This is a genomic window from Pseudomonas chlororaphis subsp. piscium (assembly GCF_003850345.1).
Taxonomy (GTDB): Bacteria; Pseudomonadota; Gammaproteobacteria; order Pseudomonadales; family Pseudomonadaceae; genus Aquipseudomonas; species Aquipseudomonas piscium.
The window spans coordinates 6,615,251-6,638,705 of sequence record NZ_CP027707.1; the positions used below are offsets into that span (position 1 = coordinate 6,615,251).

Sequence of the window (23,455 nt, forward strand, 5' to 3'; positions counted from 1 at the left end):
GTATCGTCGGTCGGGCCTGTATAATGGCGCGCTCAACCGGTTCGGCCAAGCCATCTCTATGCTGCGTTTATTTTTCCGTCGTTTCTCTAAAGCCCTGCTCTGGTTCGTCGTCGGCAGCGTTTTGCTGGTGCTGGTGTTCCGCGTCGTACCGCCTCCGGGCACGGCGTTGATGGTCGAACGCAAGGTCGAATCCTGGGTCGACGGCGAACCCATCGACCTGCAACGCAGCTGGACACCCTGGGAGGAGATCTCCGACGACCTGAAGGTGGCGGTGATCGCCGGCGAAGACCAGAAGTTTCCTGAACACTGGGGGTTCGACATCGGTGCGATCCAGGCCGCCTTCGCCCACAACGAGCGCGGCGGCTCGATTCGTGGCGCCAGCACCCTGAGCCAGCAGGTGGCGAAGAACCTGTTCCTGTGGTCCGGGCGCAGCTGGCTGCGCAAAGGCCTGGAAGCCTGGTTCACCGGGCTGATCGAGATCTTCTGGCCCAAGCAACGGATTCTCGAGGTCTACCTCAACAGCGCCGAGTGGGACGAAGGCGTATTTGGCGCCGAGGCCGCGGCGCGGCATCACTTCGGCGTCAGCGCTGGCTCGCTGTCGCGGCAACAGGCCAGCCTGCTGGCCGCGGTCCTGCCCAACCCACGGGTATGGAGCGCCAGCCATCCGAGCAGTTATGTGGCGCGCCGCGCCGGCTGGATTCGCCGGCAGATGGGCCAGCTGGGCGGGGACAGCTACCTGCTGGGGCTGAACGATTCGCGCAAGGCTCTGTGGGCTCAGTGACGTTCAAGATCTGATCGCGAGCAAGCTTCGCTCCTACAGAAGAATGCGCGGACCTGTAGGAGCGAAGCTTGCTCGCGATAACGCCCCCACAGACACCACAGCCCCAACGCCACAAACAAAAACGCCCCGATCGGATCGGGGCGTTTTGTATTGCGCTGCGTATTACGCGGAAATCGACAACTTGAGCTTGTTCATCGCGCTCTTCTCGAGCTGACGGATACGCTCGGCCGAGACGTTGTACTTCTGCGCCAGGTCATGCAGCGTGGCTTTTTCTTCCGCCAGCCAGCGCTGGTAGAGGATGTCGCGGCTGCGGTCGTCCAGCACTTCCAGCGCCTCGTGCAGGTTGCTGGTGGAGTTGTCGGTCCAATCGGCGTCTTCCAGCTGGCGGGCCGGGTCGTACCGGTGGTCTTCCAGGTAGTTGGCCGGCGATTGGAAGGCGCTGTCGTCATCCGCTTCGGCGGCTGGGTCGAAGGCCATGTCATGGCCGGTCAGGCGGCTTTCCATCTCGCGCACTTCGCGCGGCTCCACACCGAGGCTTTCCGCCACACGATGGACTTCTTCGTTGTTCAACCAGGCCAGACGTTTTTTCTGGCTGCGCAGGTTGAAGAACAGCTTGCGCTGGGCCTTGGTGGTCGCGACTTTCACGATGCGCCAGTTGCGCAGGATGAACTCGTGGATTTCCGCCTTGATCCAGTGCACGGCGAACGAAACCAGACGCACACCCATTTCCGGGTTGAAGCGTTTTACAGCCTTCATCAGGCCGACGTTGCCTTCCTGGATCAGGTCGGCCTGGGCCAGACCGTAGCCGGAATAGCTACGGGCGATATGTACGACAAAACGCAGGTGGGCGAGCACCATCTGCCGAGCCGCCTCAAGATCCTGCTCATAGTAGAGACTCTCGGCCAGTTCACGCTCCTGCTCGGGCGTCAGCAATGGAATGCTGTTCACCGTGTGCACATAGGCCTCCAGGTTCGCACCCGGGACCAAGGCATAAGCAGGTTGCAAAGAAGTGGTCATACGAAAAAACCTCCGACTCACATAACTCGTGCTTATTCAGCACTGCTGAAAATTGACCGGAAACCACAAAACAAGTTCCCAAAAATTCTAAAAGGTCAATACAAGCAAAAAGACACTATTTCGGCGCCAGCTCCCGCAAGTGGCGGGCGACCGCAATCCACGCACCGATATACCCCAACAACACCGCGCCAAGCAAGAGTGATAGACCATCGGCGACCGGCACGCCAGCCAGGGCGAAATCACTGCCGTACAAGCCGGCCAGCCCCACTACCGCGTCGTTCAGCCAGTTGAGGCCGAACGCCAGAACACCCCAGGACAAGATCCCCGCACCGAAGCCATACAGGGCGCCCATATAAAGGAAGGGACGCCGCACATAACTGTCCGTGCCGCCGACGAGTTTAATCACTTCTATCTCGGTGCGGCGGTTTTCAATATGAAGACGAATGGTATTGCCTATCACCAAAAGTAATGCAGAAACCAGCAACACCGTCAGGCCGAAGACAAACCGGTCGCCCAGCTTGAGGATCGCCGCCAGCCGCTCGACCCACACCAGGTCCAGTTGCGCCTGCTGCACCTTGGGCATTTCCGCCAGGCGCTGACGCAAGGCTTCCAGGGTCGCCTTGTCCACTTCGTTCGGCGTGACCAGGACCACGCCCGGCAGCGGGTTCTGCGGCAACTCCTTGAGCGCCTCGCCCAGCCCGGACTGCTGCTGGAACTCGTCCAGGGCCTTGTCCTTGCTGATAAACTCGGCATCCGCCACACCCGGCATGGCCTTGATCTGCTCACTCAGGCTTTCGCCCTCGGTGGCGCTGGCGTCGAGCTCCAGGTACAGGGAAATCTGCGCCGCACGCTGCCAGGAACCGCCCAGGCGCTCGACGTTGTTGAGCAACAACGACAAGCCCATCGGCAGGCTCAGGGCCACGGCCATCACCAGGCAGGTGAAGAAGCTGCCGATCGGCTGCTTGCCCAGGCGACGCAGGCTGTCCAGCAGGCTCGCGCGATGGCTTTCGATCCAGGCGTGCAGCAGGGTGCCGAAATCCGGACCCTCGTCTTCGTCGCGTTTTTTCTTCTGCGGCGGTTGATCCGGAGCTTTCGGAGCCACGCGTTCGGCCACTTTAGGGCTGCGGGTCGCACTCATACGCTAGCCTCCCCGTCGCCGATCAATCGGCCGCGTTGCAGGGTCAGCATGCGATGGCGCATGCGCGCGATCAGCGCCAGGTCGTGACTGGCGATCAGCACGCTGGTGCCCAGACGGTTGATATCTTCGAATACGCCCATGATTTCCGCCGCCAGACGCGGGTCGAGGTTACCTGTGGGTTCGTCCGCCAGCAGCAAGGCCGGGCGGTGCACAATGGCACGGGCAATGCCGACGCGCTGCTGCTGACCGGTGGACAGGTCGCCCGGGTAGAGATCGGTCTTGTCCGAGAGCGCCACGCGCTCCAGGGCCGAGTCCACGCGCTTGGCGATTTCTGCCTTGGACAGGCCGAGAATCTGCAGCGGCAAGGCGACGTTGTTGAAGACGGTGCGATCGAACAGCAGCTGGTGGTTCTGGAACACCACGCCGATCTGCCGCCGCAGGAACGGAATCTGCGCATTGCTGATGGTGCTCAGGTCCTGACCGGCCAACAGCAGCTTGCCGCTGGTTGGACGCTCCATGGCCAGCAGCAACCGCAGCAGCGTGGACTTGCCGGCGCCGGAGTGGCCGGTGACGAACAGAAACTCGCCGCGACGAACCCGGAAGCTCAGCTCGTGCAGGCCGACATGGCCGTTCGGATAACGCTTACCGACCTGTTCGAAACGAATCATGAACGCTCCCGCTCGGCAAACAGTGCCTGGACAAAGGGTTCGGCTTCAAAGGCGCGCAGGTCGTCGATGCCCTCACCGACGCCGATGTAGCGGATCGGCAGGCCGAACTGCTTGGCCAGGGCGAAGATCACCCCGCCCTTGGCGGTGCCATCGAGCTTGGTCAGGGCCAGGCCGGTCAGCTCGACCGTCTGGTTGAACTGCTTGGCCTGGTTGATGGCGTTCTGGCCGGTACCGGCGTCGAGCACCAGCAGCACTTCGTGCGGCGCATCGGCGTCGAGCTTGCCGATCACCCGGCGGACCTTCTTCAGCTCTTCCATCAGGTTGTCTTTGGTGTGCAGGCGACCGGCGGTGTCGGCGATCAGCACATCGATGCCACGGGCCTTGGCGGCCTGCACGGCGTCGAAGATCACCGAGGCCGAGTCGGCACCGGTGTGCTGGGCGATCACTGGGATCTTGTTGCGCTCGCCCCAGACCTGCAGCTGTTCCACCGCCGCGGCGCGGAAGGTGTCGCCCGCGGCGAGCATGACCTTCTTGCCTTCGAGCTGCAGCTTCTTGGCCAGCTTGCCGATGGTGGTGGTCTTGCCGGCGCCGTTGACGCCCACCACCAGAATCACGAACGGTTTGGTTTGCGAAGCGATCCGCAGCGGCTGTTCCACCGGCTTGAGCATGCTCGCCAGCTCGGCCTGCAGCGACTTGTACAGCGCATCGACATCGGTCAGCTGTTTGCGCGCGACCTTCTGGGTCAGGTTCTGAATGATCACCGCGGTGGCTTCCACGCCCACGTCGGCGGTCAGCAGGCGGGTCTCGATATCTTCCAGCAGCTCGTCGTCGATGGTCTTCTTGCCCAGGAACAGGCTGGCCATACCTTCGCCAATGCTGGCGCTGGTCTTGGACAGGCCCTGCTTGAGGCGGGCGAAGAAGCCGACCTTGTTTTCTTCGGCACGGGGCGGCTCGACGGCAACGGGCGCTTCGACCGCCGCGACTGGAGCAACTGGAGCAACTGGAGCAACTGGAGCAACTGGAGCAACGACAACAGGTGCAGGCTCCGGCGCTCGAACAGGTTCGGGCTGCACGAAGGCCGCAATCACCGGTTGTGGCACGTCCTCCTCTTCGATCAGCGCCTGGGCCTCAGCTGGCTCGCTGCTGTGGGCCAACTCGGCCACCAACAGCTCAGCGGCTTGCTGCACATCGGTCGCGACCGGAATCGGCGGGGTGATGTGTGGCGCCTGCTCGTCTTCCACCAACGCCACCGGCTCTTCCGCCACCGGCAGGGTCAGCCAGGGCTTGTGCTCAGGATCGGGGGTCAGCGGCAGTTCCGGCGCGGGAGCAGGTTCGACCGCTGCCGCAGGCTGTTCAGGCTGCAGGATCGGTTCGGCGATCGGCGACACCACAGGCGCCGCGACTTCGGCAACCGGGGCTGCTTGTTCTATAACGGGAGCGGGAGCCGGGGCAGGCTCGACAGGGACTTGTGGCTGTTCGACGACGGTTTCCTGCGGCTTTTTGCGCAGCCATCCGAACAGGCCTTTCTTCTCGCCAGCCGCGGCTGGGGTCTTCTTGTCGTCGTTGGAACCAAACATGGAGGACGGCTATCTCAAGGTAGCGACGCGCCATTAAGGCGCACCGGCAAATAAATATTCGATGCAGAACAGACTGCGTTTCCGCCGGCTTGTTCACGCGCAACATTTTGTCGAGGTGCCCAATGGCATCTCAAGGATCGATTTTACTAAAGGACTGAAACGGCAAAATCGGCGAAAAGTCGAAGTCTAGTCGATAAAACAGCGCTTCTTGCCGGGAACCCATACAACCTGCTCAAGCACACGTTGATCCATGCGAGCCTGATAGGCGTGGCCGCCAGTAAAACGGATCAGTATCCTAGCACCTCCTCGCCCGTAGGCTAAGACCAAGCGGGCAGTCCAACAGGTTTAAAAAACGAATGAATGCTCTAGCCCGCCGCGCCGCAGGCCTGCTGCTCAGTACGGTTTGTCTGCCCCTTTCGGCCTTGGCTGCCGACCCACAACCCACCCACGAATTCAGCCTCGACAACGGCCTCAAGGTCGTGGTCCGGGAAGACCATCGGGCTCCGGTCGTGGTTTCCCAGGTCTGGTACAAAGTCGGTTCCAGCTACGAAACCCCGGGCCAGACCGGTTTATCCCACGCCCTGGAACACATGATGTTCAAGGGCAGCGAAAAAGTCGGCCCCGGCGAAGCCTCGCTGATCCTGCGCGACCTGGGCGCCGAAGAGAACGCCTTCACCAGCGACGATTTCACCGCCTATTACCAGGTGCTGGCCCGTGACCGCCTGGGCGTGGCCTTCGAGCTGGAAGCCGATCGCATGGCCAGCCTGCGCCTGCCGCCGGACGAATTCAGCCGTGAAATCGAAGTGATCAAGGAAGAGCGCCGCCTGCGCACCGACGACAAGCCGATGTCCAAGGCCTTCGAACGCTTCAAGGCCATGGCCTACCCGGCCAGCGGCTACCACACGCCGACCATCGGCTGGATGGCCGACCTCAACCGGATGAAGGTCGAGGAACTGCGCCATTGGTACGAGTCCTGGTATGTGCCGAACAACGCCACCCTGGTGGTGGTCGGCGACGTCACCCCGGACGAAGTCAAAACCCTGGCCCAACGTTATTTCGGCGCCATTCCCAAGCGCGCCGTGCCTGCGGCGAAGATTCCCCTGGAACTGGCCGAGCCCGGCGAGCGGCAGATCACCCTGCGGGTGAAGACCCAGCTGCCGAGCGTGATGCTGGCCTTCAACGTGCCGAGCATCGCCACCGCCGAAGACAAGCATTCGGTGCACGCCCTGCGCCTGATCGCCGCGCTGCTCGACGGCGGCTACAGTGCCCGCATCCCGACCCGCCTGGAGCGCGGCGAAGAGCTGGTGTCCGGCGGCTCGTCGAGCTTCGACGCCTACACCCGCGGCGACAGCCTGTTCCTGCTTTCGGCCATGCCCAACAGCCAGAAGAAGAAAACCATCGCCCAAGCCGAAGCCGGGTTGTGGCGCTTGCTCGAAGAGCTGAAAACCACCCCGCCGACCGCCGAAGAGCTGGAGCGCGTGCGCGCCCAGGTGATCGCTGGCCTGGTCTACGAGCGTGACTCCATCACCAGCCAGGCCACCGCCATCGGCCAGCTGGAAACCGTCGGCCTGTCCTGGAAGCTCATGGACACCGAACTCGCCGAACTGCAAAGCGTGACCCCTGAAGACATCCAGAAGGCCGCTCGTACCTATTTCACTCGCGAACGCCTGAGCGTTGCCCACGTATTGCCTGAGGAGTCCGCTCATGAGTAAGCGCAAAAGCGCCAGCCCGGTCCTGCTCGGCCTGGCACTCGTGGCCCTGATCATCGCTGCCGGCCTTTATCTGCTGCGGGCGAACGAATCCAACGCCAGCCAGGCGCTGGACAAGGCCAAGAGCAGCCAGAAGCTGCAATCCCTGGCCGAGCTCGACGGCAAGGCCCCGAGCCGCCGCAGCCTCGACATCAAGACCTGGAGCACCGCTGAAGGCGCCAAGGTGCTGTTCGTCGAAGCCCATGAGCTGCCGATGTTCGACATGCGCCTGACCTTCGCCGCCGGCAGCAGCCAGGATGGCGACGCACCAGGCCTGGCGATGCTGACCAACGCCATGCTCAACGAAGGCGTGGCCGGCAAGGATGTCGGCGCGATCGCCGAAGGTTTCGAAGGCCTGGGTGCCGATTTCGGCAACGGTGCCTACAAGGACATGGCCATCGCCTCTCTGCGCAGCCTGAGCGCGCCGGACAAACGCACGCCGGCCCTGCAACTGTTCGCCGATGTCGTCGGCAAGCCGACCTTCCCGGCCGACTCCCTGGCGCGCATAAAGAACCAGATGCTCGCCGGCTTCGAATACCAGAAGCAGAACCCCGGCAAGCTGGCGAGCCTGGAACTGATGAACCGCCTGTACGGCAGCCATCCGTATGCCCATTCCAGCGACGGCACCGCACAGAGCGTGCCGCCGATCAGCCTGGCCCAGCTGCGGGCGTTCCACGCCAAGGCCTATGCCGCCGGCAACGTGGTGATCGCCCTGGTGGGCGACCTGTCGCGCAGCGATGCCGAGGCGATTGCCGCGCAGATCTCCGCCGCCCTGCCCAAAGGCCCGGCGCTGGCGAAAATCCCGCAACCGAGCGAGCCACAGGCCAGCATTGGCCATATCGAATACCCGTCCAGCCAGACCAGCCTGCTGCTGGCGCAACTGGGCATCGATCGTGACGACCCGGATTACGCCGCGCTGTCCCTGGGCAACCAGATCCTAGGCGGCGGCGGTTTTGGTACCCGGCTGATGAGCGAAGTGCGCGAGAAGCGCGGCCTGACCTACGGTGTCTACTCCGGCTTCAGCCCGATGCAGGCCCGTGGCCCGTTCATGATCAACCTGCAGACCCGCGCAGAAATGAGCGAGGGCACCCTCAAGCTGGTGCAGGACGTGCTCGCCGACTACCTCAAGACCGGCCCGACCCAGAAGGAACTCGACGACGCCAAGCGCGAGCTGGCCGGCAGCTTCCCGCTGTCCACCGCCAGCAACGCCGACATCGTCGGCCAGTTGGGCGCCATCGGCTTCTACAACCTGCCGCTGAGCTATCTTGAAGACTTCATGCAGCAGTCCCAAAGCCTGACCGTGGAGCAGGTCCGGGACGTACTGAACAAGCACCTGAGCGCGGACAAGACGGTTATCGTCACCGCCGGCCCGACCGTGCCGCAAAAGCCGTTGCCGGCCCCTACTGACAAACCCGCCGAGCAGCCGCTCGGGGTTCCGGAGCACTAATGGCCAGCCCATCGCGTCCCAGCAAGAAACCCGTCCACAACCAGCACAACGGTGTGGGCCAACTGCGCATCATCGGCGGCGAGTGGCGCAGCCGCCGCCTGAGTTTCCCCGATGTGCCGGGCCTGCGCCCGACCCCGGACCGGGTGCGCGAAACCCTGTTCAACTGGCTGGCACCTTATGTCGCCGGGGCCAAGGTGCTCGACCTGTTCGCCGGCAGCGGCGCGCTGTTTCTCGAAGCCCTGTCCCGTGGCGCCGCCATGGGCCAGGCGCTGGATGCCAGCAACCTGGCCGTGTCGCGCCTGCGCGAGCACCTGGGCACCCTGCGCTGCACCGTCGGCCAGGTGCAGACCGCCGACGCCCTGCGTTATCTGGAAACCCAGCCAGCCAACCGTTTCGACCTGGTGTTCCTCGACCCACCGTTCCATCAGAACCTGCTGCCGGCCGCCTGTGCCCTGCTGGAAGAACGCGACTGGCTGGCCGACGACGCCTGGGTCTATACCGAAAGTGAAACCGCGCCTTCGACCCTCGGCCTTCCGGCCAACTGGCGCCTGCACCGCGAGCAAAAATCCGGGCAGGTGTACTACGCCTTGTGGCAACGTATGGCAGAGATCGCCGGCTGACCCACCGGCCTGAAAAAGGTGCGCAGCCCGCCGGGGATGCGCACCGCTGCTACGAGAATCACCGTGCCTACTCCGTCAGATCGTTTCACTCCCGCCTTCGGCCTCGGCAACCCGCACCTGCAAACCCTGTGGGGCCCGCTGTGGCGCAAGACCACCCACCTCGAGCGCCAGCGCGAACGCCTGTGGCTCGACGACGGCGACTTTCTCGATCTCGACTGGCACGGCCCCCACTCCGCCACCGCGCCTCTGGTGCTGGTGCTGCACGGCCTGACCGGTTCTTCCAACTCGCCTTACGTGGCCGGCCTGCAAAAGGCCCTGGCAAACCAGGGCTGGGCCAGCGCGGCGCTGAACTGGCGTGGCTGCTCGGGCGAACCCAACCTGCTGCCACGCAGCTACCATTCAGGGGCCAGCGAAGACCTGGCCGCCGCCATCGACCACCTGCGCAGCAAACGCCCGCTGGCCCCGCTGTTCGCGGTGGGCTATTCGCTGGGCGGCAATGTATTGCTCAAGCACCTGGGGGAAAGCGGCAGCGCCAGCCAGTTGCAAGGTGCCGTCGCAGTGTCGGTGCCGTTTCGCCTGGACCAGTGCGCCGACCGCATCGACCAGGGCTTTTCCAAGGTCTACCAGGCGCATTTCATGCGCGAGATGCTGGCCTACATCAAGGACAAGCAGCGCCAGTTCCAGCACGACGGGCGCCATGAGGGCCTGGCCGTGCTGGAGCGGCTCGGGCCGCTGGAAAAGATGCGCACCTTCTGGGACTTCGACGGCCGGGTCACCGCGCCGCTGAATGGCTTTACCGATGCCCAGGACTATTACCGGCGCGCCTCCAGCCGCTATTTCCTCGGTGAAATCCGCACCAGCACCCTGATCATCCAGGCCGCGGACGATCCTTTCGTGTTCCCCCACAGCCTGCCGGAAGCCCGCGAGCTGTCCGGCAGCATCCACTTCGAGCTGCAGGCCAAGGGTGGGCACGTCGGCTTTGTCGATGGCTCGGTGAAGACCCCGGGTTATTACCTGGAACGGCGCATTCCCCAGTGGTTGTCCGACCTGGGGGACGAGCCGCGATGAACAGCGGCCAGGGCGAATCGATCCGTTTCTGGCAGACCGCGCCCCTGGCCGGCGTGGAGTTGCTGGCCGCGCGTTATATCGAGCATCGTTTCGTGCCCCATGTGCATGACGGTTATGTGATCGGCATGATCATGGACGGCGCCCAGCGCTACCGTTATCGCGGCGCCGAGCACCTGGCGGGGCGCGGCACCCTGGTGCTGATCAACCCGGACGAGCTGCACACCGGCCACAAGGGCACCGAGGACGGCTGGCTGTACCGGGCGTTTTATCCGGACAACGCGCAGATCCTCGCCATGCTGGGCGAACTGGAATTGCCCACCGACAGCCTGCCGGCCTTCGGCGCCACGCTGTATCGCGACCCCGATCTGGTCAGCGGCTTCTGCCAGTTGCACCAATTGCTGGAAAGCCCGGCCACCGCCCTGCAACAACAGACCCTGTGGCGGGAAATGATGCTCTTGCTGCTGCGACGTCATGCCGGAGTCAAGGCGCCGGGCGAACCCGGGCGGGAACACCGGGCGATTGTCCAGGCCAAGGAGTTGCTGCAAGCACAGCTGGCTGCCCCGCCCTCCCTGGAAGAGCTGGCCGCAGCGGTGAATCTCTCGCCCTTCCATTTCGCCCGGGTATTCCGTCGCGCCACCGGCATGCCGCCGCACACCTGGCTGATGCAACAACGCATCGCCCAGGCCCGGGCACTGCTGCGCGACGGCTGCCTGCCGCTGGAAGTGGCGACACAATTGGGGTTCGCCGACCAGAGCCATCTGAGCCGGCAGTTCAAGCAGGTCTACGGCGTGGGGCCGGCGGCCTATCGCAGCGCCCGCCAGTCCCTCTGAGACAACGCCTGTCTTCTGTAGGAGCAGCTGGTCGACGCTCGATTGCTCGCGATCCAGGCGCTGCGTTCTTTCTGCCGAACCGCGCCGCCTGGGCCATTTTTCGCGAGCAAGCTTCGCTCCTACGGTGAGGGGGTTCAGTCGCCCGTGGCGACCGCGCGCTGCGGATCGGTGATCCACTCGCTCCAGGAGCCGGCATACAGGCTGCCCAGGGGATAACCGGCCAGGCACAGGGCGAACAGGTTGTGACAGGCGGTCACGCCCGAGCCGCAGTACGCCACCAGCTCGGTCGGCGAACGCTCGCCCAGCTTCGCGGCAAAGCGCTTCTTGAGCTGGTCGGCCGGCAGAAAACGGCCGTCGCTGCCCAGGTTGTCGGTGAAGGCCGCGCATTGCGCGCCGGGGATATGCCCGGCCACCGGGTCGATCGGTTCCACTTCGCCGCGAAAGCGTGGCTGGCCGCGGGCGTCGAGCAGGGTCAGGGTCGGCTGGCCGAGGCGTTTTTGCAGTTGCTCGGCACTCAGCAGCAGGGATTTGTCGGGCTGGCCAGTGAAGTGGCCGAGAACATTGGTCGGCGGATCCAGGCTCAACGGCAAGCCCGCGGCGTGCCAAGCTTTCAGGCCGCCATCGAGAATGAACACACCATCGCGCTTGCCCAGCCAGGCCAACAGCCACCAGGCCCGGGCGGCATAGGCGCCGGGGCCGTCGTCGTAAAGCACGATGTCACTGTCGGCGTCGATGCCCCAGGCCTGCAGGCGGGCGATCAGCGTCACCGGTTCGGGCAGCGGATGGCGCCCGGTCACGCCCTTGACCACCGGGCCACTGAGATCGCGCTCCAGGTCGGCAAAATGCGCGCCGGCCAGATGCCCTCCGGCATAACTGCGCTGGCCGTAATCCGGGTCTTCCAGGGCAAAACGACAATCGAGAATCACCAGCCCGGGCTGCTCCAGGCGAGCGGCCAATTGCTGTGGACTGATCAGTTGCGCGATGGGCATGACGGGCTCCAGTAATTGAACGATGACTTGATCCAGATCCTACTGCACTTCTTCCAGGGCTTGCGCCAGGGGCACGTAAAACTCGTCGTACAGCGCGTCGACTGCCTCCCGGGCGTGGTCGGTGACGAATCCGGCTTCCAGCACCAGCACCTGATACACGCCGCGCTTGATGGCTTCTTCGCTCAGGTGCGCGGAGTTTTCCCGGGTGGTGCACAAAAAACGCACCCAGGAGGTGAGGATGATCCAGGCATTGAGGGTCAGGGACTCGATCTGCACCTTGTCCATCCTGAGGATGCCGGCCTCGACGAAACCGGCGTAGATCGCCGTGCCGTGGATCAGGCAGCGCTGGGAGAAGCGTCGATAACGGGCGGCCAGTTCGGCGTCGCTGTCGAGCAGGTGTTCCAGGTCGCGGTGCAGGAAGCGATAGCGCCACATGGCGGCCAGCAGCTCCTGCAGGTAATAGCGCTTGTCCTCCACGGTCACGGTGCGGCCCTGGGGCAGGCGCAGGAAGCTGTCGACCAGGGCTTCGTACTCGCAGAACAGCACGGCGATGATCGCCTGCTTGTTGGGGAAGTGGTAATACAGGTTGCCCGGCGAAATCTCCATGTGGGCGGCAATGTGGTTGGTGCTGACACTGCGTTCGCCTTGCTGGTTGAACAGCTCCAGGCTGTTCTGGACGATACGTTCGCGGGTTTTTATGCGTGGGGCCATGAGCGTGGGCTTTAATCGAGAAGGCGTTGCCCGGCATCTTACGACCTATCCCCAACGGGATAAATCAAAGCTGGCCCGGGATGTCATTTGACATTTTAGAGTATAAACTCTAAAAATCCTCCACCCCATAAAAACCGGAGCCGCCCATGTCTGCCGAAATCGCCTACTTGCCGGAAGCCCACCAGCAGCTGGATGAGCTCCACCGTCTGTTCGCCGCCCAGCGCCAGGCCTTCGCGGCTAACCCCATGCCACCGGCCGCCCAGCGCCAGCAATGGCTCAAGAGCCTGCGCGACCTGCTCGATAGCGAACGCCAGGCCCTGATCGATGCCATCAGCGAAGATTTCAGCCATCGCAGCGCCGACGAAACCCTGCTCGCCGAAATCATGCCCAGCCTGCATGGCATCCACTACGCCAGCAAACACCTCAAGGGCTGGATGAAGCCTTCGCGGCGCAAAGTCGGCGTAGCCTTTCAACCGGCCTCAGCCAAGGTCGTCTACCAGCCATTGGGCGTGGTCGGAGTGATCGTGCCGTGGAACTACCCGCTGTACCTGGCCATCGGCCCGCTGGTGGGCGCGCTCGCCGCCGGCAACCGGGTACTGCTCAAGCTCAGCGAATCGACCCCCGCCACCGGCCTGCTGCTCAAGCGCCTGCTGGCCAAGGCGTTCCCCGAGGACCTGGTCGCCGTGGTGCTGGGCGAAGCCGACGTGGGCGCGGCCTTCTCCCGGCTGCCCTTCGATCACCTGCTGTTCACCGGCGCCACCAGCATCGGCAAGCATGTGATGCGCGCCGCCGCGGAAAACCTGACCCCGGTGACCCTGGAGCTGGGTGGCAAGTCCCCGGCCATCGTTTCCGACGACGTACCGCTCAAGGACGCCGCCGAACGCATCGCCTTCGGCAAGACCATGAATGCCGGCCAGACCTGCGTCGCCCCGGATTACGTGCTGGTCCCGGAACACCGCGTCGGCGCCTTCGTCGATGCCTATCGCCAGGTGGTCCGTGGTTTCTTCCCAACCCTGGTCGACAACCCCGACTACACCGCGATCATCAACCCGCGGCAACTGGCGCGCCTGAACAGCTACATCAGCGACGCCACCAGCAAGGGCGCGCTGCTGATCCCGCTGTTCGAGGAGAACCAGGAACGGCGCATGGGCCACAGCCTGATGCTCAATGTCAGCGACGACATGACGGTGATGCAGGATGAGATCTTCGGCCCGATCCTGCCGATCGTGCCCTACACCGGGCTGGACCAGGCCTTCGCCTATATCAACCAGCGCCCTCGCCCCCTGGCGCTCTACTACTTCGGCTACGACAAGGCCGAACAGAACCGGGTACTCAACGAAACCCACTCGGGCGGGGTCTGCCTCAACGACACCCTGCTACACGTCGCCCAGGACGACATGCCGTTCGGCGGCATCGGCCACTCGGGCATGGGCCATTACCACGGTCACGAAGGCTTCCTGACCTTCAGCAAGGCCAAGGGCGTGCTGAGCAAACAGCGCCTGAATGCCGCGCGGCTGATCTACCCGCCCTATGGCAAACCGATCCAGAAGCTGATCCAGAAGCTGTTCATCCGCTAACCAGACCATTTGCCGGGTAATAACAATAATGACTCCCAGCCTGCCTGCAGCACCCGTACTGTCGCGCCGTGGCCTGTTGAAAATCGGCCTGTGCGCCAGCGCGTTCCTGACCACCGCCGGTATCGGCGCCAGCCTCAGCGGCTGCTCGTCCAGTACCGCAGCCAGCGGCTTTGCCGCATTGCGCAGCAGCGACCTGCCGGTGCTGCGGGCGCTGATCCCGGTCATGCTCGACGGCGCCGTGGCCGCCGAGAAACTGCCGACGGCGCTCGACGCCGCCCTGAAAAGCCTGGATCACAGCCTCGACCATCTGTCGCCGGAAATGCTCAAGCTCACCCGCCAGCTGTTCGACGTGCTGGGCATGGGTATCACGCGCGGCCCCCTGACCGGCATCTGGGGCAGCTGGGAAAGCGCCAGCGCCGAGGATATCCGACACTTCCTCGAACGCTGGGAAAACAGCTCCCTCAGCCTGCTGCGCATAGGCCACGCGTCCCTGCTGCAACTGGTGATGATGGCCTGGTACAGCTGCCCCGAATCCTGGGCCCATTGCGGTTATCCCGGGCCGCCCAGGATCTGACAACGCCCCCCGCGGCAGCGACTACAGAAATACAGAACAACAAGAGAGCGCCTGATATGCCCGTACCCGATCTGTTTCGCGAAGGCCTGGCCCGAGGCTGGAAAACCTACAACGGCTCGCAATTGCAGGAGGACCTGACCCTCGAAGCGGATGTCGCCATCATCGGCAGCGGCGCGGGCGGCGGCACCACTGCCGAGATCCTCAGCGCCGCCGGCTACAAGGTGCTGCTGATCGAAGAAGGGCCGCTCAAGACCAGCGACGACTTCAAGATGCTCGAGGACCAGGCCTACGCCAATCTCTATCAGGAAGGCATCGGCCGCATGAGCAAGGATGGCGCCATCACCATCCTGCAAGGCCGCGCGGTCGGCGGCACCACCCTGATCAACTGGACCTCCAGCTTCCGTACCCCCGAGCCGACCCTGGAGCACTGGGCCAAGGAACACGACGTCAAAGGCCACAGCCCGGCCGAGATGGCGCCCTGGTTCGCGAAGATGGAGCAACGCCTGGGCGTCGCCCCGTGGATCATGCCGCCCAACGCCAACAACGATGTGATCAGGATCGGCTGCGAGAAGCTCGGCTACAGCTGGCACGTGATCCCGCGCAACGTGCGCGGCTGCTGGAACCTCGGCTATTGCGGCATGGGCTGCCCGACCAACGCCAAGCAGTCGATGCTGGTCACCACCATTCCCGCGACCCTGGAGAAAGGCGGCGAGCTGCTGTACCTGACCCGCGCCGAGCGCCTGCAGATCAAGGGCGACCAGGTCGAGAGCCTGCTCTGCCTGGCCATGGACGAACGCTGCGTGGCGCCCACCGGGCGCACCATCAAGGTCAAGGCCCGGCACTACGTGCTGGCCGGCGGCGGGATCAACAGCCCGGCCCTGCTGCTGCGCTCCGACGCCGCCGACCCGCACAAACGCCTGGGCAAACGCACCTTCCTGCACCTGGTGAACTTCTCCGCCGGGCAGTTCGACCAGGTGATCAACCCCTTCTACGGCGCGCCGCAGTCGATCTACTCCGATCATTTCCAATGGCAGGACGGCACCACCGGCAAGATGTCCTACAAGCTCGAGGTGCCGCCGCTGCAACCGGCACTGGCTGCTACCCTGCTCGGCGGTTTCGGCCCGCAGAGCGCCCTGAACATGCAGCAACTGCCCCACACCCACGCCATGCTCGCGCTGCTGCGCGACGGTTTTCACCCGGACAGCAGCGGCGGCAGCGTGGAACTGCGCGGCGACGGCTCGCCAGTGCTCGACTATCAGGTCTCGGATTACGCCTGGGACGGCGTGCGTCGGGCCTTTCACAGCATGGCGGAGATCCAGTTCGCCGGTGGTGCCAGGGCGGTCATGCCGATGCACAGCGATGCCCGCTACGTGAAGACCCTGGCCGAGGCCAGGACACTGATCGACGGCCTGAACCTTGCGCTGTACCGCACTCGCCTGGGCAGCGCCCATGTGATGGGCGGTTGCGCCATGGGCGAAGACCCGAAAAACGCCGTCGCCGACAGCCTGGGCCGCCATCACCAACTGGCTAATCTGTCGATCCACGACGGTTCGCTGTTCCCCACCAGTATCGGCGCCAACCCCCAATTGTCGGTCTACGGCCTGACCGCGCAACTGGCCACGGCCTTGGCCGAACGGCTGAAAAGCGGGTGAAAACGCCGCTTATTTTCGTCGTCTATAGTGCTTTCTTCCGTTACAGGCGACTTGGCCGACCGGAAAGGCTGCGATACCATCCGACTCCCCAACGGACTCCCGCCAGGACGACGCGATGAACCGAGTGTTGTACCCAGGTACCTTCGACCCTATTACCAAGGGCCATGGCGATCTGGTCGAACGCGCCTCGCGCCTGTTCGATCATGTGATCATCGCCGTCGCCGCCAGCCCGAAGAAAAACCCGCTTTTCCCCCTGGAACAGCGTGTGGAACTGGCTCGCGAGGTCACCAAGCATCTGCCGAACGTTGAAGTCGTCGGTTTTTCCACGCTGCTGGCGCATTTCGCCAAGGAGCAGAACGCCAATGTCTTCCTGCGGGGGCTGCGGGCGGTTTCGGACTTCGAATACGAATTCCAGCTGGCCAACATGAACCGCCAACTGGCGCCGGACGTGGAAAGCCTGTTCCTCACGCCGTCAGAGCGTTATTCGTTCATTTCCTCGACCCTGGTCCGGGAAATCGCGGCATTGGGCGGCGATATCAGCAAGTTCGTGCATCCGGCCGTGGCCGACGCCCTGACCCTGCGCTTCAAGAAATAACCCCCGCGGGAGCCCACGCCGGCTTCCGCGCAGTCACCCTGCAAACGCTCCTCCCATCGAGCCCGCGTGCACTGCGCTCGCCAATGCGGCACAATTGCGCCATTGGTTTTTCAAATGCCTGGGCCCGCCGCCCCGGCCGGAGTGCCCCATGTCCCTGATCATCACCGACGACTGCATCAATTGCGACGTCTGCGAACCCGAGTGCCCGAACGCCGCGATCTCTCAAGGCGAAGAGATCTACGTGATCGACCCGAACCTGTGCACCCAATGTGTCGGCCACTATGACGAGCCGCAATGCCAGCAGGTCTGCCCGGTGGATTGCATCCCACTGGACGAGGCCCACCCGGAAACCGAAGAAGAGTTGATGGCCAAGTACCGGAAGATCACCGGTAAGGCTTGAAGCCTGACGTTGTCTGCAAGGACGTTATCGCGGGCAAGTCGGATCGCCGCCCGCTCGCTCCTACGGTTCACCAGAGCTGGTAGGAGCGAGGCTTGCCCGCGATGCTTTTCAGCTCTGGCATTTAGGGCAATACACGCTCGCACGCTGCCCCAGCTTGATCTCGCGCAGCCCCGTGCCACAGACCTTGCAGTGTTCCCCGCCGCGCCCGTAGACGAACAGCTCCTGCTGGAAATAGCCCGGCTGCCCGTCGCCGCCGATAAAGTCGCGCAAGGTGGTACCGCCGCGCTCGATGGCCGCGGCCAGGATGCGCTTGATCTCGATCGCCAGCTTCAGGTAGCGCGCCCGGGAAATCCCCTTGGCTTCGCGACGCGGGTCGATGCCGGCGGCGAACAGCGCTTCGGTCGCGTAAATATTGCCCACCCCCACCACCACCGCGTTGTCCATGATGAACGGCTTGACCGCCATCGAACGCCCCCGCGACAGCTGATACAGGCGTTCGCCGTCGAACAGGTCGGTCAGCGGCTCCGGCCCCAGGCGGATCAGCAGCTCGTGATGGAGCGGGTCGAGGCTCCAGAGCATCGCGCCAAAGCGCCGCGGGTCGGTGTAGCGCAGGGCCAGGCCGGACTCCAGCTCGATGTCCACATGCTCATGCTTGGCCGCCGGCAGGCCGACCTCCACCAGACGCAGGTTGCCCGACATGCCCAGGTGACTGATCAGGGTGCCGACTTCGGCATTGATCAACAGGTACTTGGCGCGGCGCTCGACCTTGACGATCTGCTGGCCGGACAGGCGCACATCGAGGTCTTCCGGAATCGGCCAGCGCAGGCGCCGCTCGCGCATGATCACGCGGCTGACGCGCTGCCCTTCCAGGTGCGGCGCGATACCGCGCCGGGTGGTTTCCACTTCCGGTAATTCAGGCATGTGCGCCTCGTGTTCTCTATAACGTGGTCGGGAATCAGTGCGCGCCCAGTTCGCGCACGGTTTCCTTGAGGTTCTCGAAGTCGTAGTCGGACAGGCCGACGTAATCGAGGATCAGATGGCCGATGCTGTTCCATTCATGATCATCGACCTGATTGCCCAGCACCCGGTAGGACGCACAGATATGCTCGGCCATTTTCAGGATCGCCAGCAGGTTCTTCAGCTGGCTGTTGCGCGACGACTCGTCGCTGAAGATCGCCAGGGCGTTGTGGTGATTGGCGATGGCGTTGGTCACGTGCTCCGGCAGGCGCCAGGACTTGGCCGTGTAATAACCGACCACCGCGTGGTTGGTATTGAACACCCGATTTTCCGTATCCACCACCCGGTTCTCGGGGCTCGCACTGGCGTAGGCCTCTTCCAGCACCGTCATGTAGTCGGGGAAGCGCTTGAGCATCAGCGGCACGCCGCAATCGTGGAACAACCCCAGGGCGTAGGCCTCGTCGACCGCCTGCGAGCCGGTGCGCTTGGCCAGGGTCAGGCAGGTCATCGCCACGTCCTGGGCGGTGTCCCAGAAACGGTTGAGGGTGACGATGGTTTCGTCACTCATCTCGCCCTTGATCGACTGCGCGTTGATCAGGTTGATGATCGAACGGCTGCCCAGCAGGTTCACCGCGCGCTGGATCGAGGCGATCTTGTTGCTCAGCCCGTAATACGGCGAGTTGACGATTTTCAGCAGGGCGCCGGAAAGGCCCGGGTCCTGGGAGATCAGCCGCGCGATCACTTCCAGGTCGGGGTCGGGCATGTACTGCTCCATCTGCAAATCCACCATGATCTGCGGTTGGGGCGGCACGCTGATACCTTGCAGGGCCTGTTGAATCTGTTCGGCGGAAAGCTCTTGGGACATAAATACGTACTCTGGACTAGGCGGCGATTCTAACCCTTTAAAAGGCGCCCATGGCCACCCGAAAGGAACTTTACAACGGGCGCCCCAGGGCAACGCCGGGCCAGGCGCGGGATATCCATGGCTGGCCTGCCCTGTCACCGCATATCCACTCGCCAGCCTCTCGGCGAGCGCAACACGTTATACTCCCGCTCTTTTTTCCGGAGCGACGTCATGTCCCTGCCAAGCCTGCGCCTCAAAGCCAACGCCGATCGCCGCCTGCGCGCCGGCCACCTGTGGGTCTACAGCAACGAAATCGATGTAGCCGCCACCCCACTCCACGGCTTCAAGGCAGGCGACCAGGCAGTGCTGGAAGCCGCCGGCGGCAAGCCGCTGGGCGTCGTCGCCATGAGCCCGAACAACCTGATCTGCGCCCGCCTGCTGTCGCGCGACGCCAAGCTGGTGCTGGACAAGTCGCTGCTGGTGCACCGCCTGAACGTGGCCCTGTCGCTGCGCGAGCGCCTGTTCGACAAGCCGTTCTACCGCTTGGTCTACGGCGACTCCGACCTGCTGCCGGGCCTGGTGGTCGACCGTTTCGGCGACATCCTCGTCGTGCAACTGGCTTCGGCGACCATGGAACAGCACAAGGACGACGTGATCGCCGCCCTGGTCCAGGTCCTCAAGCCAAGCGGCATCCTGTTCAAGAACGACTCCGCCGCGCGTGACGCCGAAGGCCTCAACCGCTACGTGGAAACCGTGTTCGGCCTGGTGCCGGAGTGGGTCGCCCTGGAAGAGAACGGCGTGAAGTTCGAGGCCCCGGTGATGGAAGGCCAGAAAACCGGCTGGTTCTACGACCACCGCATGAACCGCGCCCGTCTGGCGCCTTACGCCAAGGGCAAGCGCGTGCTGGACCTGTTCAGCTACATCGGTGGCTGGGGCGTGCAGGCCGGCGCCTTCGGTGCCAGCGAAGTGTTCTGTGTCGATGCCTCGGGCTTCGCCCTCGATGGCGTTGAGCGCAACGCTGCGTTGAACGGCATCGCCGAGAAAGTCACCTGCATCGAAGGCGACGTGTTCGAGGCCCTGAAAGAACTCAAGGCCGCCGAAGAGCGTTTCGACGTGATCGTGGCCGACCCGCCCGCCTTCATCAAACGCAAGAAAGACCTGAAGAACGGCGAAGGCGCCTACCGCCGCCTGAACGAACAGGCCATGCGCCTGCTGAGCAAGGACGGCATCCTGGTCAGCGCTTCGTGCTCGATGCACCTGCCGGAAGACGACCTGCAGAACATTCTGCTCACCAGCGCCCGCCACCTGGACCGCAATATCCAGCTGCTGGAACGCGGCGGCCAGGGCCCGGACCACCCGGTGCACCCGGCCATCCCGGAAACCCGCTACATCAAGAGCATCACCTGCCGCCTGCTGCCTAACAGCTGAGCCTGACTGGACGCCCCTTACCCCCTGCGGCAAGGGGCGCCCAAACCGATTGCCCCCACCTCCTCACCCAAGCCTCAGCGCTCAAGCGACCTGTGCCCGACGGCGCGCGCGCCATAAAGAGCCGAGGAACATGGCGCCGGAGAATGCGAGGGTCGGCGCGGCAAAAAACGCCAGGGACAGCAACCCGCTCTTGAAGGGGTCGAGGTGACGGTGCTGAATCCATAGCTTGAACAGCCACTGCGCCAGCCAGGGCATTGGCAGAGCCAGCAGCACCCAGGCGCCGTTGCCGAGCAGCCGTCGCCACAGATCGTCACGCCCCTGCAGCAGCGTGGCACCGAGCAGGGTCATCAGCAGCAAGCCGGCCATCACGCCGAACCCCACGCCAAGGGTGAAGGGCAGACCACGGCAGGCCCACACCAGCCCCGCCGCACCCAACGCCACCAGCAGCATCGCGATCCAGGTCCGCGGCTGGCGTCGCTGTTCGGCCAGCAGTTGCAGCAGCCCGCCGCCCGCCAGCAGGGCAGCAGCCAACGCGGCCATGGCGACACCGGACAAGCCGCTGTAAAGGACGGCCCACATCAGCAGCAGGCCCTGCGCCAGGCCAACAAAAAAGTAGAACCTCAAGGATCGCAGCGTCGCGGACATTCCAGCTCCATTGGAAGGTGATCGAAGGCCGGCGAGTCTAAACCAGTCCCTGATCGCCGGCTGCCCGATTCGTTCTCCAGGCAATCGACGCCGTAGAGCGGCCACGGCATTCCTTCCTGGCGCCAGCGGTGTAGAATCGCGAGATTCATCGCCAGTCATCCCCCGGCGGGTTTATGAGCTCAGGCTGAGGCGCGCGGCGATCCCGCGGCGTCATCGGCAGCTTCAGGACACACGGCCATTTCTGAGTGTTCCAGAGGTCAATAGAAGCTCACTCCCCATTTGTTACCTGATTAGCCGCCCGGAGTGCTCCATGCCTGATTACCGCTCGAAAACATCCACCCACGGCCGCAACATGGCCGGCGCCCGCGCACTGTGGCGCGCCACGGGGATGAAAGATGACGACTTCAAGAAGCCGATCATCGCCATTGCCAACTCCTTCACCCAGTTCGTACCGGGCCACGTGCACCTCAAGGATCTGGGCCAGCTGGTCGCCCGCGAAATCGAACGCGCCGGCGGCGTGGCCAAGGAATTCAACACCATCGCCGTGGATGACGGCATCGCCATGGGCCACGACGGCATGCTGTATTCGCTGCCGAGCCGCGAGATCATCGCCGACTCCGTGGAGTACATGGTCAACGCCCACTGCGCCGACGCCATCGTCTGCATCTCCAACTGCGACAAGATCACCCCCGGCATGCTGATGGCCGCCCTGCGCCTGAACATCCCGGTGATCTTCGTCTCCGGCGGCCCGATGGAAGCCGGCAAGACCAAGCTCGCCTCCCACGGCCTCGACCTGGTCGACGCCATGGTGATCGCCGCCGACTCCAGCGCTTCTGACGAGAAGGTTGCCGAGTACGAGCGCAGCGCCTGCCCGACCTGCGGTTCCTGCTCCGGCATGTTCACCGCCAACTCGATGAACTGCCTGACCGAGGCCCTGGGCCTGGCCCTGCCGGGCAACGGTTCGACCCTGGCCACCCACAGCGACCGCGAACAGCTGTTCCTGCAGGCCGGCCGCACCATCGTCGAGCTGTGCAAGCGCTACTACGGCGAGAACGACGAGTCGGTGCTGCCGCGCAACATCGCCAACTTCAAGGCGTTCGAAAACGCCATGATGCTCGACATCGCCATGGGCGGTTCGACCAACACCATCCTGCACCTGCTGGCCGCCGCCCAGGAAGCCGAGATCGATTTCGACCTGCGCGACATCGACCGCCTGTCCCGCAGCGTGCCGCAACTGTGCAAGGTGGCGCCGAACATCCAGAAGTACCACATGGAAGACGTGCACCGCGCCGGCGGCATCTTCAGCATCCTCGGTTCCCTGGCCCGCGGCGGCCTGCTGCACACCGACCTGCCGACCGTGCACAGCCGCAGCATGGAAGAAGCCATCGCCAAGTGGGACATCACCCAGACCAACGACGAAGCGGTGCACCACTTCTTCAAGGCGGGCCCGGCCGGCATCCCGACCCAGACCGCGTTCAGCCAGTCGACCCGCTGGCCGAGCCTCGACGACGACCGTGAACACGGCTGCATCCGCAGCGTCGAGCACGCCTACTCGAAAGAAGGCGGCCTGGCTGTGCTGTACGGCAACATCGCCCTGGACGGCTGCGTGGTGAAGACCGCCGGCGTCGACGAGTCGATCCACGTCTTCGAAGGCAACGCGAAGATCTTCGAAAGCCAGGACAGCGCGGTACGCGGCATCCTCGCCGACGAAGTGAAGGAAGGCGACATCGTCATCATTCGCTACGAAGGCCCGAAAGGCGGCCCGGGCATGCAGGAAATGCTCTACCCGACCTCCTACCTGAAGTCCAAGGGCCTGGGCAAAGCCTGCGCCCTGCTGACCGACGGCCGCTTCTCCGGCGGCACCTCGGGCCTGTCCATCGGCCACGCTTCGCCGGAAGCTGCCGCGGGCGGCGCCATCGGCCTGGTTCAGGACGGCGACAAGGTGCTGATCGACATTCCGAACCGCTCGATCAACCTGTTGGTCAGCGACGAAGAACTGGCTGCCCGCCGTGTCGAGCAGGACAAGAAAGGCTGGAAGCCGGTGGAAAAACGCCCACGCAAGGTAACCACCGCCCTGAAAGCCTACGCCCTGCTGGCCACCAGCGCCGACAAGGGCGCGGTGCGCAACAAGGCAATGCTCGACGACCTGTGATCCTCGGCTGCTGAATGAAAATGCCCCGCCAAGTGCG

Annotated in this window: 22 protein-coding genes; 13 read left to right on the forward strand and 9 right to left on the reverse strand. The window is 64.1% G+C overall.

Going from position 1 to position 23,455, the window contains the following annotated elements; genetic code table 11:
* The first annotated feature begins 58 nt into the window (after positions 1–58).
* Complete coding sequence (gene mtgA / locus C4K38_RS30155; protein WP_053281338.1) at positions 59–781, forward strand: monofunctional biosynthetic peptidoglycan transglycosylase; 723 nt, start codon at positions 59–61, stop codon at positions 779–781.
* A 162-nt stretch (positions 782–943) separates the two neighbouring features.
* Here the strand turns inward: mtgA and rpoH are convergent, their stop codons facing one another.
* From rpoH to ftsY, 4 genes are all read right to left on the reverse strand, one after another.
* Complete coding sequence (gene rpoH / locus C4K38_RS30160) at positions 944–1,798, reverse strand: RNA polymerase sigma factor RpoH (protein ID WP_025807175.1); 855 nt, start codon at positions 1,796–1,798, stop codon at positions 944–946.
* Between the two features lie 115 nt (positions 1,799–1,913).
* Positions 1,914–2,936 (reverse strand): permease-like cell division protein FtsX, encoded by a 1,023-nt coding sequence (ftsX, locus tag C4K38_RS30165; protein WP_053281282.1) that lies wholly within the window; start codon positions 2,934–2,936, stop codon positions 1,914–1,916.
* Entirely contained in the window at positions 2,933–3,604 is a 672-nt protein-coding gene (ftsE, locus tag C4K38_RS30170) for a cell division ATP-binding protein FtsE (RefSeq protein ID WP_009051326.1), read from the reverse strand. The genes ftsX and ftsE overlap by 4 nt, the downstream gene beginning before the upstream one ends.
* Positions 3,601–5,181, reverse strand: coding sequence for a signal recognition particle-docking protein FtsY (gene ftsY, locus C4K38_RS30175; RefSeq protein ID WP_053281283.1), 1,581 nt, complete (start codon positions 5,179–5,181; stop codon positions 3,601–3,603). Before ftsY ends, ftsE begins: the two co-directional genes overlap by 4 nt.
* Positions 5,182–5,537: 356 nt before the next feature.
* Here ftsY and C4K38_RS30180 point away from each other — a divergent pair, with 356 nt between their 5' ends.
* The 5 genes from C4K38_RS30180 to C4K38_RS30200 all read left to right on the forward strand — a co-directional run bounded on the left by C4K38_RS30180 (position 5,538) and on the right by C4K38_RS30200 (position 10,894).
* Complete coding sequence (locus C4K38_RS30180) at positions 5,538–6,893, forward strand: M16 family metallopeptidase (RefSeq protein ID WP_009051328.1); 1,356 nt, start codon at positions 5,538–5,540, stop codon at positions 6,891–6,893.
* Positions 6,886–8,376: a M16 family metallopeptidase gene (locus tag C4K38_RS30185; protein ID WP_053281284.1), complete on the forward strand. Its 1,491-nt coding sequence runs from the start codon at positions 6,886–6,888 to the stop codon at positions 8,374–8,376. Before C4K38_RS30180 ends, C4K38_RS30185 begins: the two co-directional genes overlap by 8 nt.
* Entirely contained in the window at positions 8,376–8,996 is a 621-nt protein-coding gene (gene rsmD, locus C4K38_RS30190; protein WP_053281285.1) for a 16S rRNA (guanine(966)-N(2))-methyltransferase RsmD, read from the forward strand. The genes C4K38_RS30185 and rsmD overlap by 1 nt, the downstream gene beginning before the upstream one ends.
* A 63-nt stretch (positions 8,997–9,059) precedes the next feature.
* Positions 9,060–10,064, forward strand: coding sequence for a hydrolase (locus C4K38_RS30195; RefSeq protein WP_053281286.1), 1,005 nt, complete (start codon positions 9,060–9,062; stop codon positions 10,062–10,064).
* Complete coding sequence (locus C4K38_RS30200) at positions 10,061–10,894, forward strand: AraC family transcriptional regulator (RefSeq protein WP_053281287.1); 834 nt, start codon at positions 10,061–10,063, stop codon at positions 10,892–10,894. Before C4K38_RS30195 ends, C4K38_RS30200 begins: the two co-directional genes overlap by 4 nt.
* A gap of 134 nt (positions 10,895–11,028) precedes the next feature.
* Here C4K38_RS30200 and C4K38_RS30205 read toward each other — a convergent pair whose 3' ends face one another.
* Together C4K38_RS30205 and C4K38_RS30210 are read right to left on the reverse strand one after the other, a co-directional pair.
* Positions 11,029–11,883, reverse strand: a complete 855-nt coding sequence (locus C4K38_RS30205; RefSeq protein WP_053281288.1) for a sulfurtransferase — start codon at positions 11,881–11,883, stop codon at positions 11,029–11,031.
* 39 nt (positions 11,884–11,922) lie between these two features.
* Positions 11,923–12,594 carry a TetR/AcrR family transcriptional regulator gene (locus tag C4K38_RS30210; RefSeq protein WP_025807160.1) on the reverse strand — a complete coding sequence of 224 codons (672 nt, stop codon included), beginning with the start codon at positions 12,592–12,594 and terminating at the stop codon, positions 11,923–11,925.
* A 146-nt stretch (positions 12,595–12,740) separates the two neighbouring features.
* Between C4K38_RS30210 and C4K38_RS30215 the strand changes: the two genes are divergently transcribed.
* The 5 genes from C4K38_RS30215 (at position 12,741) to C4K38_RS30235 (ending at position 17,392) form a co-directional block, all read left to right on the forward strand.
* Positions 12,741–14,171 (forward strand): coniferyl aldehyde dehydrogenase, encoded by a 1,431-nt coding sequence (locus C4K38_RS30215; protein WP_053281289.1) that lies wholly within the window; start codon positions 12,741–12,743, stop codon positions 14,169–14,171.
* A 28-nt stretch (positions 14,172–14,199) separates the two neighbouring features.
* A complete protein-coding gene (locus C4K38_RS30220) occupies positions 14,200–14,745 on the forward strand; it encodes a hypothetical protein (RefSeq protein ID WP_053281290.1) in 546 nt (181 codons plus the stop codon).
* 56 nt (positions 14,746–14,801) lie between these two features.
* Positions 14,802–16,397, forward strand: coding sequence for a GMC family oxidoreductase (locus C4K38_RS30225; protein ID WP_053281291.1), 1,596 nt, complete (start codon positions 14,802–14,804; stop codon positions 16,395–16,397).
* 115 nt (positions 16,398–16,512) lie between these two features.
* Positions 16,513–16,992, forward strand: coding sequence for a pantetheine-phosphate adenylyltransferase (gene coaD, locus C4K38_RS30230; RefSeq protein ID WP_003229157.1), 480 nt, complete (start codon positions 16,513–16,515; stop codon positions 16,990–16,992).
* A gap of 148 nt (positions 16,993–17,140) precedes the next feature.
* The gene (locus tag C4K38_RS30235) at positions 17,141–17,392 is read left to right on the forward strand and encodes a YfhL family 4Fe-4S dicluster ferredoxin (RefSeq protein ID WP_007921257.1); all 252 of its coding nucleotides are present in this window, start codon (positions 17,141–17,143) and stop codon (positions 17,390–17,392) included.
* A gap of 108 nt (positions 17,393–17,500) precedes the next feature.
* Here the strand turns inward: C4K38_RS30235 and mutM are convergent, their stop codons facing one another.
* Both mutM and C4K38_RS30245 read right to left on the reverse strand, forming a co-directional pair.
* Positions 17,501–18,313 (reverse strand): bifunctional DNA-formamidopyrimidine glycosylase/DNA-(apurinic or apyrimidinic site) lyase, encoded by an 813-nt coding sequence (gene mutM, locus C4K38_RS30240; protein WP_053281292.1) that lies wholly within the window; start codon positions 18,311–18,313, stop codon positions 17,501–17,503.
* A gap of 34 nt (positions 18,314–18,347) precedes the next feature.
* Positions 18,348–19,160 carry an HDOD domain-containing protein gene (locus tag C4K38_RS30245; RefSeq protein WP_164487054.1) on the reverse strand — a complete coding sequence of 271 codons (813 nt, stop codon included), beginning with the start codon at positions 19,158–19,160 and terminating at the stop codon, positions 18,348–18,350.
* Between the two features lie 264 nt (positions 19,161–19,424).
* Between C4K38_RS30245 and C4K38_RS30250 the strand changes: the two genes are divergently transcribed.
* Positions 19,425–20,621, forward strand: a complete 1,197-nt coding sequence (locus C4K38_RS30250; protein ID WP_053281293.1) for a class I SAM-dependent rRNA methyltransferase — start codon at positions 19,425–19,427, stop codon at positions 20,619–20,621.
* Positions 20,622–20,702: 81 nt separating this feature from the next.
* On the opposite strand, the gene C4K38_RS30255 is transcribed toward C4K38_RS30250, so the two are convergent.
* Positions 20,703–21,266, reverse strand: coding sequence for a hypothetical protein (locus C4K38_RS30255; RefSeq protein ID WP_053281294.1), 564 nt, complete (start codon positions 21,264–21,266; stop codon positions 20,703–20,705).
* Positions 21,267–21,576: 310 nt separating this feature from the next.
* Between C4K38_RS30255 and ilvD the strand changes: the two genes are divergently transcribed.
* Positions 21,577–23,418: a dihydroxy-acid dehydratase gene (ilvD, locus tag C4K38_RS30260; protein ID WP_053281295.1), complete on the forward strand. Its 1,842-nt coding sequence runs from the start codon at positions 21,577–21,579 to the stop codon at positions 23,416–23,418.
* Positions 23,419–23,455 lie beyond the last annotated feature (37 nt).